The 14,797-nt window shown below is 47.3% G+C and carries 19 protein-coding genes; 12 read left to right on the forward strand and 7 right to left on the reverse strand.

Going from position 1 to position 14,797, the window contains the following annotated elements; all coding sequences use genetic code 11:
* Positions 1-23: 23 nt before the first annotated feature.
* Positions 24-1,220, reverse strand: coding sequence for a multidrug effflux MFS transporter (locus HA49_RS03185; RefSeq protein ID WP_038020514.1), 1,197 nt, complete (start codon positions 1,218-1,220; stop codon positions 24-26).
* 249 nt (positions 1,221-1,469) lie between these two features.
* On the opposite strand from HA49_RS03185, the gene osmE reads away from it, so the two are divergent.
* A complete protein-coding gene (osmE, locus tag HA49_RS03190) occupies positions 1,470-1,808 on the forward strand; it encodes an osmotically-inducible lipoprotein OsmE (protein WP_038020515.1) in 339 nt (112 codons plus the stop codon).
* Between the two features lie 55 nt (positions 1,809-1,863).
* Here the strand turns inward: osmE and HA49_RS03195 are convergent, their stop codons facing one another.
* The 3 genes from HA49_RS03195 to hxpB form a co-directional block, all read right to left on the reverse strand.
* Entirely contained in the window at positions 1,864-2,238 is a 375-nt protein-coding gene (locus HA49_RS03195; RefSeq protein WP_038020516.1) for a DUF6515 family protein, read from the reverse strand.
* A 226-nt stretch (positions 2,239-2,464) separates the two neighbouring features.
* The gene (locus HA49_RS03200) at positions 2,465-3,049 is read right to left on the reverse strand and encodes a metal-dependent hydrolase (protein WP_038020517.1); all 585 of its coding nucleotides are present in this window, start codon (positions 3,047-3,049) and stop codon (positions 2,465-2,467) included.
* Between the two features lie 144 nt (positions 3,050-3,193).
* Positions 3,194-3,874: a hexitol phosphatase HxpB gene (gene hxpB, locus HA49_RS03205; protein ID WP_038020518.1), complete on the reverse strand. Its 681-nt coding sequence runs from the start codon at positions 3,872-3,874 to the stop codon at positions 3,194-3,196.
* 164 nt (positions 3,875-4,038) lie between these two features.
* On the opposite strand from hxpB, the gene HA49_RS03210 reads away from it, so the two are divergent.
* The gene (locus HA49_RS03210) at positions 4,039-4,581 is read left to right on the forward strand and encodes a YniB family protein (protein ID WP_038020519.1); all 543 of its coding nucleotides are present in this window, start codon (positions 4,039-4,041) and stop codon (positions 4,579-4,581) included.
* A gap of 3 nt (positions 4,582-4,584) precedes the next feature.
* Here the strand turns inward: HA49_RS03210 and HA49_RS03215 are convergent, their stop codons facing one another.
* A complete protein-coding gene (locus tag HA49_RS03215) occupies positions 4,585-5,454 on the reverse strand; it encodes a fructosamine kinase family protein (protein ID WP_038020520.1) in 870 nt (289 codons plus the stop codon).
* A 443-nt stretch (positions 5,455-5,897) separates the two neighbouring features.
* Between HA49_RS03215 and HA49_RS03220 the strand changes: the two genes are divergently transcribed.
* Positions 5,898-6,659 carry a DUF481 domain-containing protein gene (locus HA49_RS03220; RefSeq protein ID WP_038020521.1) on the forward strand — a complete coding sequence of 254 codons (762 nt, stop codon included), beginning with the start codon at positions 5,898-5,900 and terminating at the stop codon, positions 6,657-6,659.
* Positions 6,660-6,948: 289 nt separating this feature from the next.
* Here the strand turns inward: HA49_RS03220 and HA49_RS03225 are convergent, their stop codons facing one another.
* Positions 6,949-7,185 (reverse strand): hypothetical protein, encoded by a 237-nt coding sequence (locus tag HA49_RS03225; RefSeq protein ID WP_038020522.1) that lies wholly within the window; start codon positions 7,183-7,185, stop codon positions 6,949-6,951.
* Positions 7,186-7,470: 285 nt separating this feature from the next.
* Entirely contained in the window at positions 7,471-7,644 is a 174-nt protein-coding gene (locus HA49_RS21365) for a hypothetical protein (protein WP_156994529.1), read from the reverse strand.
* A gap of 46 nt (positions 7,645-7,690) precedes the next feature.
* Here HA49_RS21365 and HA49_RS03230 point away from each other — a divergent pair, with 46 nt between their 5' ends.
* The 9 genes from HA49_RS03230 to pheS all read left to right on the forward strand — a co-directional run bounded on the left by HA49_RS03230 (position 7,691) and on the right by pheS (position 14,795).
* Complete coding sequence (locus HA49_RS03230) at positions 7,691-8,377, forward strand: GntR family transcriptional regulator (protein ID WP_038020873.1); 687 nt, start codon at positions 7,691-7,693, stop codon at positions 8,375-8,377.
* Positions 8,378-8,718: 341 nt separating this feature from the next.
* Positions 8,719-8,907, forward strand: coding sequence for a hypothetical protein (locus HA49_RS21370; protein WP_156994531.1), 189 nt, complete (start codon positions 8,719-8,721; stop codon positions 8,905-8,907).
* Between the two features lie 281 nt (positions 8,908-9,188).
* Positions 9,189-9,659, forward strand: a complete 471-nt coding sequence (locus HA49_RS03235) for a hypothetical protein (protein WP_156994533.1) — start codon at positions 9,189-9,191, stop codon at positions 9,657-9,659.
* Between the two features lie 665 nt (positions 9,660-10,324).
* Positions 10,325-12,253, forward strand: coding sequence for a threonine--tRNA ligase (gene thrS / locus HA49_RS03240; protein ID WP_038020524.1), 1,929 nt, complete (start codon positions 10,325-10,327; stop codon positions 12,251-12,253).
* A 3-nt stretch (positions 12,254-12,256) separates the two neighbouring features.
* Complete coding sequence (infC, locus tag HA49_RS03245) at positions 12,257-12,799, forward strand: translation initiation factor IF-3 (protein ID WP_072055909.1); 543 nt, start codon at positions 12,257-12,259, stop codon at positions 12,797-12,799.
* A gap of 98 nt (positions 12,800-12,897) precedes the next feature.
* Complete coding sequence (gene rpmI / locus HA49_RS03250) at positions 12,898-13,095, forward strand: 50S ribosomal protein L35 (RefSeq protein ID WP_011146889.1); 198 nt, start codon at positions 12,898-12,900, stop codon at positions 13,093-13,095.
* Positions 13,096-13,137: 42 nt separating this feature from the next.
* Positions 13,138-13,494, forward strand: coding sequence for a 50S ribosomal protein L20 (rplT, locus tag HA49_RS03255; protein ID WP_038020526.1), 357 nt, complete (start codon positions 13,138-13,140; stop codon positions 13,492-13,494).
* Positions 13,495-13,617: 123 nt separating this feature from the next.
* Positions 13,618-13,662 carry a pheST operon leader peptide PheM gene (gene pheM, locus HA49_RS21375; protein WP_156994596.1) on the forward strand — a complete coding sequence of 15 codons (45 nt, stop codon included), beginning with the start codon at positions 13,618-13,620 and terminating at the stop codon, positions 13,660-13,662.
* A gap of 149 nt (positions 13,663-13,811) precedes the next feature.
* On the forward strand, positions 13,812-14,795 hold the full coding sequence (gene pheS, locus HA49_RS03260) for a phenylalanine--tRNA ligase subunit alpha (RefSeq protein WP_038020527.1): 984 nt from the start codon (positions 13,812-13,814) through the stop codon (positions 14,793-14,795).
* Positions 14,796-14,797 lie beyond the last annotated feature (2 nt).

A 14,797-nucleotide genomic window follows, 5' to 3' on the forward strand; every position in this document is an offset into this window, starting at 1 on the left:
ATCGCTCAGCGCAGCAAGGACGATTATTTTGTCTGCGGAACAGGTCGTCTGGCGACAAAGATAAACATCAGTATTGCCATCACAAAGCAGCCAAATATCGTTGCTGTCATACTAAACACCGATGTGCCGCCGATTCCGGTGACCGGGACGCTCAGCGAGCCTAAAGTAAACATGGTTACCCCAATCACGGCGGAGGCGCTGCCGGCTCGCTTTCCCTGGCTTTGCATGGCCAGCGAGGACGCGGTGGTGGAGATAACCGCATTACTGGCAATACTAAAGAACAGCGCCAGCAGCACCACCGGTAAAGGCGCATGACTAAGTCCGGCAATAAACAGGCACAGAGAGGCCACAAAGGCCAGGGTCAGACCTCCTTTCAGAACAGAATACTCGCCGAAATGACGGCTAAGCCGGGCACTGGTCTGTGATGCAATAATCAGTCCAAGACCATTAAGTGCAAAACACAGGCTAAAGGTCTGAGGAGTCATGTCGTAGAGCTGTTGCAAAACAAAGGGCGACGACCCGATATAGGCAAACATTCCCGCCATCATAAAGCCCTGGGTCAGACAGAAACCCATAAATGACCGATGGGTAATGACCTGTCCGAGTGCAGCCCAGGCAGAGAGTATGGACCCCTGACTGCGGCGCTCGTGGCTCAGAGATTCGTGAATCCGTAACCGGGAAAGAATGAACAGCAGTACCGAAATACCCGCCAGTACCAGGAAGATGCCACGCCAGTTCATAATGCTCATCAACGAGCCACCAATCACCGGTGCCGCGATTGGGGCAACACCATTCACCAGCATCAGCAGTGCAAAGAAACGGGTGAGTTCATGGCCCTGATACATATCCCGGGCAATCGCGCGCGATAACACAGCTCCGCCAGCTCCCCCCAGTCCCTGGAATAGCCTTGCCACCAGTAACTGGTCAATATTTTGTGCCAGTGAGCAACCTACGGAAGCCAGAAACAGCACCAGCAGTGACAGGGCCAGCGGGCCGGTACGGCCATATTTATCACTCATGGGGCCGAACAGTAACTGTCCCAGCCCGAGGCCGAGCAGTCCGGCGGTGAGACTCAACTGAGCGACAGCGGTAGTGATATGCAATGATCCCGAGAGTTGCGGTAACGCCGGAAGATACAAATCAATACACAACGGGCCCAGACCGGCCATCAGGCCGAGGGTTATAGCAAATGCGATACGATGGGGGGGAGCTTTGGACATTTTTCCTCTGAAAGTAAACTAACTAATAGTCACGGGCGAAATTTATAAGTTTGAAAATTAATATATTTATTCTTTTTGTTGTGCCGCAACGCTGCTGGTTGGGCTTTAACGGATGTGAGGATATCGGTTTATAAATCATCCGTCCATTCTAACCATTTGTTTTTTCATCATTAGCGACTACACTTAAATTTATCCACTGAATATCACAGAGGATATTTCTTGTGTATTACAATTACAGTGAGGTAAATAATGCATAAAATCACCGGATTTCTGGCTGCCGGTCTGGCTCTGGCGGTGCTTTCTGGCTGTACTACCTACCATCAGGCAGAAAGTTACGTCACCCAGCCTGTCGTAAAAAATGTCAAAAAAGGCATGACCCGTGAACAAGTTCGTCAGATAGGCGGCCGTCCGGCGTCATCGATCACTATGATCCATGCCCGTGGTACCTGCGATACCTACATTATTGGTGAGAACAACGGCAAGCCGCTGACCTATTTCGTCAGCTTCAATGATACCGGACACGTAATGAATTACGGTTTCCAGAGCTGTGCCGAATATGATACGGATCCACAGGCCCCTCAGAGCTGATTATCTGTAACAAATGCGCGTAAGTAAAAGGCCAGCATTGCTGGCCTTATTCATATTAAAGTCCGGCAGGGCGCGGGACTTCAATGTACTCACCATTAATATCACGCTGATAGTAATGTCCTGCCTGCACGTAGTAGCGTTTTCCGCCATAATCCAGTACCTGAGTACTTTGTGGGGCACTCTGTGGTGGGGGATTAACGACTACATATTGGTTCCCCTGACGCTGATAGTACTGACCGTTCAGCAGGTAATAGGTCAGGCCGCCAATCAGAACCCCGGTCGCGAGGTCAGGAAGGAAACTACCGCGACCACCCCAACCCGGGCCGCCATGACCCCAGCCTGGTCCGCCGCCACCGAAGCCCGGATGTGCCATGGCAACACCTGGCAGAACCAGGCTTAACGCCAGCAAAGGTGCGATAACTTTTTTCATGTTTCATCTCCAACTAAAGCATGGTGAAGTTATAGCGTTGCCATTTAAAAACTCAAGTGTCGTGGGGCTGAATTTTCCTCCCATTACACTACTTAACGCTTTCTTTACGGCCTGTCACGCCCTGTCATTCCTGACCATCGAATATCGCTCTTTGCCACAATGGCGGATACCCGTGCTGTACTGCATAACGGTCAATACCATTAAAACGGGCCTGGTAATCTGCTGATTACTGTAATGACAGACCGATCTGCTTTTGCCATGACTCCGCAGTAGTATAGAGTTGCCGGCCAGCCGTGCTGATAAACTGTTTGGTCAGTTGGCCAGGTAAGCATACTGCGCACATGACCAGTGAAATACAGAATATCCGCTCCAGCTGATTATTTTTTTGAGAGCGCAGGAGTGGCAGGCAGAAGCGCCAGCGACAAGGCCAGAGCAGGGGGACGCCAGCTGGTGTCAGCATATCGGCCACAATATGGCTGAGGTAACCCAAAACCATACCTTGCATGACATCTGCCGGGAGCCACAACACCCCGGGGAATTTAATCCGCAGTAACCAGATTCCGCCAACAATAGCTATCAGGCTATGGGTAAATCCGCGATGTCCGAACGCTCTGGCTATCGGTTTCGAGATCCAGCGTAGCCGCTGCCCTAGCAAAGAGCCGGGATGGTCGATATCCGGCAGCAGACAGGTCAGCAATGTCGCCGGAATCAGATGCCACCAGTCAGCCGCGGCGATCACCGGCGTCAGCTCGCTACGTTTGGCGATTACCGCGCTGGCAAACGCGAAAAGAATGTGGCCTTCGGCCGTCATGAGATACCTGCAACAACCTGTAAACTGTCAATGCATACAGTATAGGTATTTATACAGTGAAAGTATATGTGACGCTGTAACAATTATTATCGCAGAACAGCAGGGGGAATAGCGGGGCGGGAAGTGTGTTCTTCCCGCAAAAGGTTATGGATGCGTCGGGACACCGAGTAACTCAGGAGTCAAATCATGTAAGGAGTTAAGACGTGCATTTGCCAGACTCCAGACCGGCAATGTGGCTTCAGTAGCGGCCGGAACTACCAGAACCCGCATTCTGGCGGCTTTGGCAGCGACCATGCCATTCAGTGAGTCCTCCAGTGCGACACAATGCAGGGGATTAACGTTCAGTTCACTGGCGGCATTCAGGTAAACCTGAGGATGAGGCTTACTGTAGGGTAACTTTTCAGCAGAGACCACAACACTGAAAAAATGACGGAGTGAAAATAAATCCAACACCATTTCAATCAGGGCTAAGGGGGAAGCGGATGCAAGTCCAATTTTCAGTCCCAGCGACTGACAAAGTGTCAGAGCCTCACGCACTCCGGGCATCAGTGGCTGATGCTGTTGGATTAGCTCCGCCACCCGGACAAAAATTTGCTCTGCGACCCGTTGCTCTGAAATGTGTGTCACCTGACAGGCTTCGAACCACATGCTGACAACCTGGTCAATACGTAGCCCGGTGGTTTCGGGAAAACTGTCGCGCAGGCTGACATCCACCCCGGCACCAGAAAAAACGTCTAACTCCGCTTGCTGCCAGAACGGCTCGGTATCAATCAGCAGTCCGTCCATATCAAATATTGCTGCTTTCACCGGGCGTTGATAAGCCATATATCCTCCATAAGATTAAGTCAGCGCGTGAGGCCGTGACACAGTGTAAAAGGTGTCCGGATTGAGGAAAATTTAATTGAGACAGTTATTGTAACAGGATAAAACAGGAAAAATAGTCAAGGCACAGGTAGACTTGTACCACGAAACCCGCTTCAGGAGAGAGCATGAACTACCAACAGACTGGCCGGATAGCGATAGCCAAAAAAATTGCTGGCTGGGTACTCTTTATTCCGGCTGTGATATCCACCGTGGTATCAGTGCTTAATTTTCTGTTTATCCACAGTGACAAACAGCCAGGTATCGATGCCGTGTTATCCGATTTCCTGCATGTCATGATTGATATGATTAAATTTAATACTCATTTCCTGGATATGTTCTGGAATAATTCCCCGACCCCAGAGTTCCATACCCAAGCGAATGTGATGTTCTGGATAATTTATGCGGTGATCTTTATTGGTCTGGCATTGCAGGCATCCGGGGCCAGGATGTGGCGGCAGTCGCGTTTTCTGAAAGAGAATATCGAAGACCAGTTAATTATTGAACAGGCCAAAGAGACGGGAGGCCTGACCCGCCAGCAATTAACTGAACGGTTCCAGGCCCATAACCACTCAATTTTCCGCCAATATTTCCCGCTATATGTGCTGCCGGTCATTATTATTGTGATCGGCTATTTTATTCTGCGCATTACAGGGCTGCTTTACGTCTGAGTATTATCCGTAACTGCGCAACAGGACATTGATAGTCTGTTGCGCGGCTTCCTTCCAGGGGCCACCAAAAGCACTGGCCCGGTTCAACAGGTAGTAAAGGCGATAGGCCGGCTGTCGCTGTTGATAGCCGGCAGGTAAGGGTGTTTCTGCCTGATAACTGTCAATCAGCTCTGCGGTCAGCAAATTATCGGGTTGCCATAACGCTAAATCACACTCTCTGTCTCCCCAGTAACAGGCTGGATTAAACAGCCACGGGCTGCCGTGGGCTTCGGCACAGTGTCCCGGCCACAAATCCCCGTGGAGTAGTGAAGGCTCGGGGAAGTGGTTTTCCAGGCAGCGTTCAATACAGGCAACAATTTTATCTGTATCACCAAAATGAAGGCCTTTCTCTGCCGCTATCTGCAGCTGCCAGCCAATACGTTGTTCAGAAAAGAAGGATGACCAACGGTGCTGCCAGTTATTTGGCTGAGGTGACAACGTCACGGAGTTGTCAAAATCCAGACCAAATTTGGGCTGGTCATTCCACTGATGTAGTTGTGAAAGTTGCTGCCCCAACTGCACGGCTGAGTTGGTCGATAAGGGCGCGGGGGGCAAATATTCAAGGATCAGAAAACTTTGATGGCGGGACGTACCGGTACCATACACTTTGGGTACCCTGACACAACCCGTTCGTTGCAACAGTTCCAGTTGGTCAGCTTCTTCGATAAAGCTGGTTAACATTGCCTGGTGATTGGATTTCACGAAGTAGTGTTTATCACCAGACACCAACTGCCATGACTGGTTAACTTCCCCACCGTGACACTGGTGGTAGTAGGATATTCCAGAAAAATCCGGTTGTTGTTCCTCTAACAGTCGAGTAATGGCTGACCACATGGTGTTGTCCTCACTTTTCGCTGTGTGTCCGAATTGTAACCCGTGTGAAGGCGTGAACGCCAGACGTAAAATCCTGACTTGCGATACCTGTTGGGAAGGTGAAATTTTATTGCACTGCAGTTATCGGCCGGATATGACTCAGACTCATTAATGCCGACGAAAAAGTAAGCATTACACCCTAAATTAACAAAGACTTTACCGATGAAATATTAAGAAACATTCCGATGGCTGTTTAATGTAATTTTTCTTCCCATTTTTTTTTTCGGGTCATATGATACGCAGCGTTGTTCGGATTGATCTGAATAACGCTAAGGCCTGGCACTTTTTTTTGACAATCCATGTCAACTAATGGTTTTTTACGAAATTCAGGCTTAAGCATTTAATGCTGTTTTGAAGTATTCGGGTTTAGCTTTTAACAACGTCGTCGGTACAGGTTATTATTAATGAAAGTTTTCAATAAAATTTCTACAGCGTTACTGCTGACTGCCGGAGTTTTGGGGCATCAGGCTTTTGCAGATAACTCCGTTTTTACGTCCATGGATGATCCTTCAACTGCGAAGAAACCGTTTGTCGGTACCGCGGCAGCAGGTTACCTGGCTCAGACCGGAAACACTACCAGTTCATCACTGACTGCACAGACCAATATGACCTGGTATAGGTCCGATATGGCATACAGTCTGTGGGGTAATGCTTCTAACACCTCTTCTAATGATGAACGTTCTTCCGAGACCTATACTATCGGTGGACGTACACGTTATAACCTGAACAGCAGTGATTACCTGTTTGGTCAGGCGAGTTGGTTAAGCGACCGTTTTAACGGTTACAGAAGCCGTGACACACTGGCTACCGGTTATGGTCGCCAGATTCTTAACGGCCCAGTGCATTCACTGCGTGTTGAATTCGGTCCTGGCGTACGCTATGACGAGTACCAGGGGGGAGGGCATTCGACCAAAGCCCTGGCTTATGGGGCTTTGAGTTATCAGTACCAACTGACGGATACCACCAAATTTATCCAGGGTGTCTCTGCGCTGAGTACTTTAGGTGATGATACTACGCTGAACTCCGAGACCGGAATCCAGGTGGCAATCAACACTGATTTCTCGCTGAAAGTGGCTTATGATGTCACCTGGAATAATGCTCCGCCAGCCAGTGCCCCGGATCACACCGATACCAAAACTACCGTTATGCTGAGTTACAGTATGTAATAACGACCTGACCAACGCGCTGCTAAACAGTGTGAGGTTATCAGGTAACAGGCCCCCCTTGCGCCAGCGAATTCAGTTTCGTCAGGCCCGTGTTATGGGGGCTTTTATGCGGTTATATGGCTGAACCCGCAGATAGCTGTTCCGCAGCAGTGAACATGGCAGAGAACTGATGCCAGGTTTACGCAGGCATGGTTAGACTGAAGCGACGGAATACGGAGGCAGGAATCATTTCCTGCCTCCGTGACTGAACAGTCTGGTCGGTATCTATCAGACCGGAGAGGGGTGAAAACTATCCATTAGCCTGTTGCTGCTGTTGTTTTTGCTGAGCTGCTTTCTCGGCAGCCGCTTTTTTCGCCATATGATGGCCGATTACACAACCTGAAACCGCACCAAGTACGGCATGATGATGTGCCATGTGGCCAGCAACTCCACCGACAACTGCACCTTTAAGACAACCTGCAGCCATAACAGCCTGTGACATGACTAATGACCCTGCCAGGGCCAGTGTAATTACGTACTTTTTCATTTAAAAACTCTCCTGCAGAAACGGATCAAAGAGTAGCACCGGCTACAACGATTGCTATGCAGGTTTTTATTAATTTCATAGAGTAATTGTTTCAGAACGGAAACTTTGTAACCTGCAGAAAAGGGTGTTGTTAAACTGTAATCATTCTGAATCACGCCTTGGGTTATGCTACTAATCACTTCGGCTAACCTAGTGATCGCGGGTTGTGTTAACCTTTTGTTCATACAATGGTTGTTATTTGAGTGGCCATCTACTAGTCTGGATAACGTATACGATAGCAAGCGATCAATCGCTTGTTATCGTTTGCAGCAGCCTTAAAGTTTTACGTTGGCTGCCACACTGTCTGGTAATCAGCGCTGACGGGCAGGGAGGCTGTTGCAGATAACCGGTAGCGATAGTTTTACTGCGCCCCCGGTCATCAGGCTCGATACAGGGAAGTCTGACCGGATTGATTAACATCTGGTTTTCGGACAATATTTTACGTCAGATTCAGAGGCAAACAGAGTTGAAATTGAAAGCAGATATTCCTGATATTGGTTCAACGCCTTCCGCGTCAGTCATTATTGCTAAATATTTACGGGAAGCTATCATCTCCGGAGAGATGAGTGAAAATGAACCTATCCGCCAGGATGTCATTGCCGGATTATTTAATGTCAGCAAAATTCCGGTTCGTGAGGCGTTAAAACTGCTGGAAGCGGAAGGGCTGGTGATTTTTTATCGTAACCGCGGTGCAGTAGTGGCAACCATTACTGAACCCGAACTGGCGCAGATGTTTGAAGTCAGGGTATTATTGGAATCCAAACTGATGCAGCTGGCAGTATCACAAATGAACGATGGTCATATCACCCGAATCAGTGAAGCCTGTGATCGCTTTATTGCGGAACAGGACGCCAGCCGTTGGGCTGAGCTGAACTGGGATATTCATGCGGCGTTTTACGCAGCAGCCAACCGGCCTTTTATGATGGATATGTTACGTTCTATTCATGATAAAATTGAGCGTTATATGCGTCTGCAACTGGCTGTGGCTGAAGGTTTGGCAAATGCAGATAACGAGCACCGTGCCATTCTGGACGCTTGTAAACACAGGGATTCAGAAAAAGCGGTTGAATTAATGAAACAGCATATTATTGGTGTTTGCCGCGATCTCTACGCTCATCTGCCCGGATTTACCGGTTTCGACGATGATATTTAGTCATGTCTGACACAGGCCTGCGGTTATTACCGCGGGTCAGATTTTGTATTTTCATCTCTCCTCGTTCTTTTTCATTGTCATTTTACACAGCTGATCTGTGGGGGGAACTGAGTGCTTCCTGTCCCTCGGACTGTTAACCAGATACCAGCCTGCGGCAGTAGTGTGAATCAATACGGTAAGCCAGAGTGTTGGTTTTCACTTTTGGCAGTACTTATTCGCTTATTCAGTACAATACCAGGCAGTAGAAACACACTCCGTACCAACTTTAGATATATCAGACATTTCATTACGTTATGCCCTTTACCATAGCCATTCCTGTCACTGAAGAGAATGGAGAAACTGTGCGAAACAGAATGGCATTTTCCTGGTTATTGCTGGTAGTTTCATTCGGTGGATTTGCAGAGGGTATTCATCCAGCGCCACTACAGAATGAAAAGGGTGCGATGGCTCACTACCGGGTAATGGATACTTCAGAACGAGCTGATGAACACATCAGTGAAAAGGTTCCTGAACTTTTGGTTAAGCGTTGACCGGTCGTCAACCGCAGAAAAGACCTCGCTGTATTTGCGAGGCTTTTCATTTCAAAGAATGAAATGGGACATATAAATAGGAGTAAACTGGCAGGCGAGATATTTTTTAAATATCGGCTTCAGATTTTTGAAAAATCCAGTAACTCTAAGGGCATACAAAAAATAATTTTTTTTCGAGGGTATGTTTTATCGAACAGGTGAGGATATTTATCATAATTAACTATCAATTGACCTTTAGGACAGTTATGATGGATAAAACTCACTGATAAATGGGCATCGCGATGGCTAATTTATATAGAATTATCGCGTCAATATTGCAGGAGAAACGAAAAAGTCATTCTGAAAGAAATAATCACATTTTAGAACTCGTTGCACTCGGGAACAAAATTTTTGTTTCGTATGAAAACTTTTTAAAATCTCCCTCCGGATCTGTCACTGACTCGACCTTCATTAGCGATTTCAGATATGATAATTACGAGGCAGTAAACCTCTACGGTTTACCGGTTGGCGCCGATCGACATCTTCACTTTAACATCATTACTGCGGCTAAAATGATGGATGGACAGCACGAATTTTTTGCTGTTAAGGTGGAAATATTCAAAGAATCAGACGATTTTTTTGTCTCTTTAGGAATAGAGAATTGTGTGATTTTTGATTTCCCGGTCAACAGGACCGAAGATTACCTGTTAAAAATGTCGTTAGTCATTCGACAGTTTGTTACTCAAATGAGTAACGGTAGAGTTTTTGTCTGATTTTTTAGTCTTTTCTAATCTGAAATCTATCAGTCTTTTAATTCCGTGCCGGATAGTATAATTTGGTGGTTTTCAAAATACCCTCAATCATCTATTGTTCCGTGAAATATTCATAGGTATTTTTATATCTACAGGATTAGAGGTTTTTATTGAATTTACCTTCTTTTAAAAATCACGGTGGGCATGGGATAAAATAACTGAATTTTTTTGAACTCTTAAAGGTATATCTCAATGATAACAATCCCGTTATTATAAATAATCGTAGAGATTAGTCCCCCAACAGGCCAAAATCATATCCTTCAGGAAGGCGGGTATCCTGCAGGGATGCCGGTGGCAAGGGAGCGGTGGCAGTAATTACGGGTTAAAACTTGTCAATGTGGCATAGGGGATATGTTGGAGCTGAGTTTTTGACTTCCAACGAGTTATTCCAGCCTTCAGAAATGATTCCAAAGCGAATCTCTCCCTTTTCGTACCTGCCATTAACATGTAACATTAGCTCCGTTGCTTCTGTGTGAGGTAAGCATGGATTGAGTTTTGTGCACATCATGGTGTGCCTAAACTTCAGAATCTTCACAGTGGCAAGTGTTAAGTAGTTGAATTTAAATTGAAATCAATCTTTGTATGTAGCCTTTCGTGTGGGTTACCACTGCAATTAAGGATATGAAATGCCAGTGATTACTCTTCCTGATGGAAGTCAGCGTTCTTATGACCATGCGGTCAGTGTCATGGATATTGCGCAGGATATTGGTCCCGGTCTGGCGAAAGCCTGTATCGCGGGGCGGGTGAATGGTGAACTGGTGGATGCCGTCGACCCGATTACCGACGATGCCAGTGTTGCCATTATTACCGCCAAAGATGAAGCGGGTATTGAAATTATTCGCCACTCCTGCGCGCACCTGTTAGGTCATGCCATAAAGCAACTTTGGCCGGATACCAAAATGGCTATCGGTCCGGTGATTGACCACGGTTTCTATTATGACGTCGATATGGATCATACCCTGACCCAGGAAGATCTGGAACTGCTGGAAAAGCGGATGCATCAGCTGGCAGAAACCAATTACGATGTGATCAAAAAGAAAGTCAGCTGGCAGGAGGCGCGTGATACATTTGAATCGCGCGGTGAAGACTATAAAATCGCCATACTGGATGAAAACATCAGCCATGATGACCGGCCGGGCCTGTATCATCATGAAGAATATATCGACATGTGCCGTGGGCCGCACGTGCCGAATATGCGTTTCTGTCACCATTTTAAACTACAGAAAACTGCGGGTGCTTACTGGCGCGGTGACAGCGACAATAAAATGCTGCAGCGTATCTACGGCACTGCCTGGGCAGATAAAAAGCAGCTGGCAGCCTATCTGAAACGTCTGGAAGAAGCGGCAAAACGCGACCACCGTAAAATTGGGAAACAGCTTGATCTTTACCATATGCAGGAAGAAGCACCAGGTATGGTGTTCTGGCATAATGATGGCTGGACCATATTCCGTGAGCTGGAAGTGTTTGTCCGTACCAAACTGAAAGAGTACCAGTATCAGGAAGTTAAAGGTCCGTTTATGATGGACCGTGTTCTGTGGGAAAAAACAGGTCACTGGGAAAACTACAAAGAGGCAATGTTCACGACATCTTCAGAAAACCGTGAATACTGCATCAAGCCGATGAACTGTCCGGGGCATGTGCAGATCTTTAATCAGGGTCTTAAATCTTACCGTGATCTGCCACTGCGAATGGCTGAATTTGGTAGCTGTCACCGTAATGAACCCTCAGGTGCCTTGCATGGACTGATGCGTGTGCGTGGCTTTACTCAGGATGATGCGCATATTTTCTGTACGGAAGAGCAGATTCTGGATGAAGTGAACAGCTGTATCCGTATGATTTATGATATGTATGGGACTTTTGGCTTCGAAAAAATCGTGGTTAAATTATCAACCCGTCCGGAAAAACGCATTGGTAGCGAAGAACTGTGGGATCGCGCAGAACAAAATCTGGCTGAAGCACTGAATTTAAATAACATCGAATTTGAATATCAGCCAGGCGAAGGGGCATTTTATGGCCCGAAAATTGAATTTACTTTATATGATTGTCTGGATCGTGCGTGGCAATGTGGTACAGTACAGCTCGATTTTTCTCTGCCGTCACGTCTCGATGCCACTTATGTGGGCGAAAACAACGATCGCCAGACCCCGGTAATGATTCACCGCGCGATTCTGGGTTCAATGGAACGCTTTATTGGTATTCTGACCGAAGAATATGCGGGCTTCTTCCCAAGCTGGCTGGCACCATTACAGGTGGTATTGATGAATATCACCGACAGTCAGGCAGATTACGTCAACGAATTAACCCAAAAATTACAAAAAGCGGGCATTCGTGTAAAAGCAGACTTGAGAAACGAGAAGATAGGCTTTAAAATTCGCGAACACACATTACGTCGTGTCCCCTATATGTTGGTCTGCGGTGAAAAAGAAGTGGAAGCTGGCAAAGTTGCTGTGCGTACCCGCCGTGGCGTTGACTTAGGTTCTATGGACGTCGATGTATTTATAGATAAGCTGCAGCAAGAAATACGCAGCAGACATCTTCATCAATTGGAGGAGTAAGGTATTAAAGGCGGAAAACGAGTACAACCAACGCGTCCGAATCGTATTAACGGCGAAATCCGTGCCACTGAGGTACGTCTGACGGGTGTTGACGGTGAGCAGTTAGGCATTGTCAGTCTGCGTGAAGCTTTAGAAAAATCTGAAGAAGCAGGCGTGGATTTAGTTGAAATCAGCCCTAACGCCGAGCCGCCGGTTTGCCGAATTATGGATTACGGCAAATTCCTCTATGAAAAAAGCAAATCTTCTAAGGAACAGAAGAAGAAGCAAAAAATTGTCCAGGTTAAGGAAATCAAATTCCGTCCTGGTACAGATGAAGGCGACTATCAGGTCAAACTACGCAACCTGGTTCGTTTTCTCGAAGAGGGCGATAAAGCCAAAATCACTCTGCGTTTCCGTGGACGTGAGATGGCGCACCAACAGATCGGTATGGAAGTGCTTAACCGCGTGAAAGAAGATCTGGCTGAACTGGCAGTTGTAGAATCCTTTCCAACAAGGATTGAAGGCCGCCAGATGATCATGGTGCTCGCACCTAAGAAGAAGCAGTAGGCTTTCAAGTCATCCTTCTGTCCGGACGGTAACGTCCGGGCGGAAGGTTGCGCCTGCTGATTCATTTTATTAACAATGCGAAGTGGATATTTTATAAAATGCCAAAGATTAAAACTGTACGTGGAGCGGCTAAACGCTTCAAGAAGACCGCTTCAGGCGGCTTCAAGCGTAAACGCGCTAACCTGCGTCATATTCTGACTAAAAAGTCTACTAAGCGTAAACGTCACCTGCGCCCGAAAGGCATGGTTTCTAAAGGCGATCTGGGTCTGGTTGTTGCCTGCCTGCCGTACGCATAAGTTAACTTTTTTTTTCACAGAATATAAAACAGGAGAGCTATTATGGCTCGTGTAAAACGTGGTGTCATTGCCCGCGCACGTCACAAAAAAATCTTAAAACAAGCTAAAGGTTACTACGGTGCACGTTCACGTGTTTATCGTGTTGCCTTCCAGGCCGTTATCAAAGCTGGTCAGTACGCATACCGCGACCGTCGTCAACGTAAGCGTCAGTTCCGCCAGCTGTGGATTGCACGTATCAACGCTGCAGCCCGTCAGAATGGTCTGTCTTACAGCCGTTTCATCAATGGCCTGAAAAAAGCCTCAATTGAAATCGACCGTAAGATTCTGGCTGACATCGCAGTATTCGACAAAGTGGCTTTCGCTGCTTTAGTTGAAAAAGCGAAATCAGTTCTGGCGTAAGTCAGATAAAAAAGGGAGCTTGCTCCCTTTTTTATTATCTCTGATAAATGCTAACTATTTGACTTCAATCTGTTATTATAACGTTCCGGTGAGTAATTCAGATAACACAGAGGTAATGCAAGAATGAACCCTGCTATTTTCCGTTTCTTTTTTTACTTTAGCACCTGATTCCCGGGGGCTTTTGCGCAGCTGAAAAGAAACGAAAAATCGCGCTGAAAGCCTCCCTGGTGGAGGCTTTGTTGTTTCTGGCGACCACTATCCGGGCTCCGGTCCATACAAGAACAGAACACCAGACTAACTGAGAAGAAGAGGAAAACATGTCCCAACTCGCAGATTTAGTTGCCCGTGCCCGGGCCGCTATAGACGAGGCGACGGATATCGCCACCCTGGATGCCGTACGCGTCGAATACCTGGGGAAAAAAGGCCATCTGACTCTGCAGATGACGACACTCCGTGAGTTACCTGCTGAAGACCGTCCAGCGGCCGGTGCCGTGATCAATGAAGCCAAACAGCAGGTTCAGGAACTGTTAAACAGCCGTAAACAGACCCTGGAATCCGCAGCGCTGAATGCGCGGCTGTCTGCAGAGACGATTGATGTTTCTCTGCCTGGCCGTCGAATTGAGAATGGCGGACTGCATCCGGTCACCCGCACCATTGATCGTATCGAAAGCTTTTTCGGAGAACTCGGCTTTACCACGGTCACCGGCCCTGAAATCGAAGATGCCTATTACAACTTCGATGCGTTGAACATTCCGGCTCATCACCCGGCCCGGGCTGACCATGATACGTTCTGGTTTGACGCACAGCGTTTGCTGCGTACCCAGACTTCCGGTATGCAAATCCGCACTATGGAAAAAAGCGCACCGCCAATTCGTATTATCGTGCCTGGCCGTGTTTATCGTAACGATTACGATCAGACGCATACCCCGATGTTCCACCAGATGGAAGGTCTGTTGGTTGATAAAAACATCAGCTTTACCAATCTGAAAGGCACGCTGCACGATTTCCTGAACAACTTCTTCGAAGAAGATTTGCAAATCCGTTTTCGTCCTTCTTATTTCCCGTTTACTGAGCCTTCGGCGGAAGTGGATGTTATGGGTAAAAACGGCAAGTGGCTGGAAGTGTTAGGCTGCGGGATGGTTCACCCGAACGTATTACGCAACGTAGGTATCGATCCTGAAGTTTATTCCGGATTTGCTTTCGGTATGGGTATGGAACGTCTGACCATGCTGCGTTATGGCGTTTCCGATTTACGTGCATTCTTCGAAAACGATCTGCGTTTTCTCAAACAGTTTAAATAAGG

Source organism: Tatumella morbirosei (genome assembly GCF_000757425.2).
GTDB lineage: Bacteria > Pseudomonadota > Gammaproteobacteria > Enterobacterales > Enterobacteriaceae > Tatumella > Tatumella morbirosei.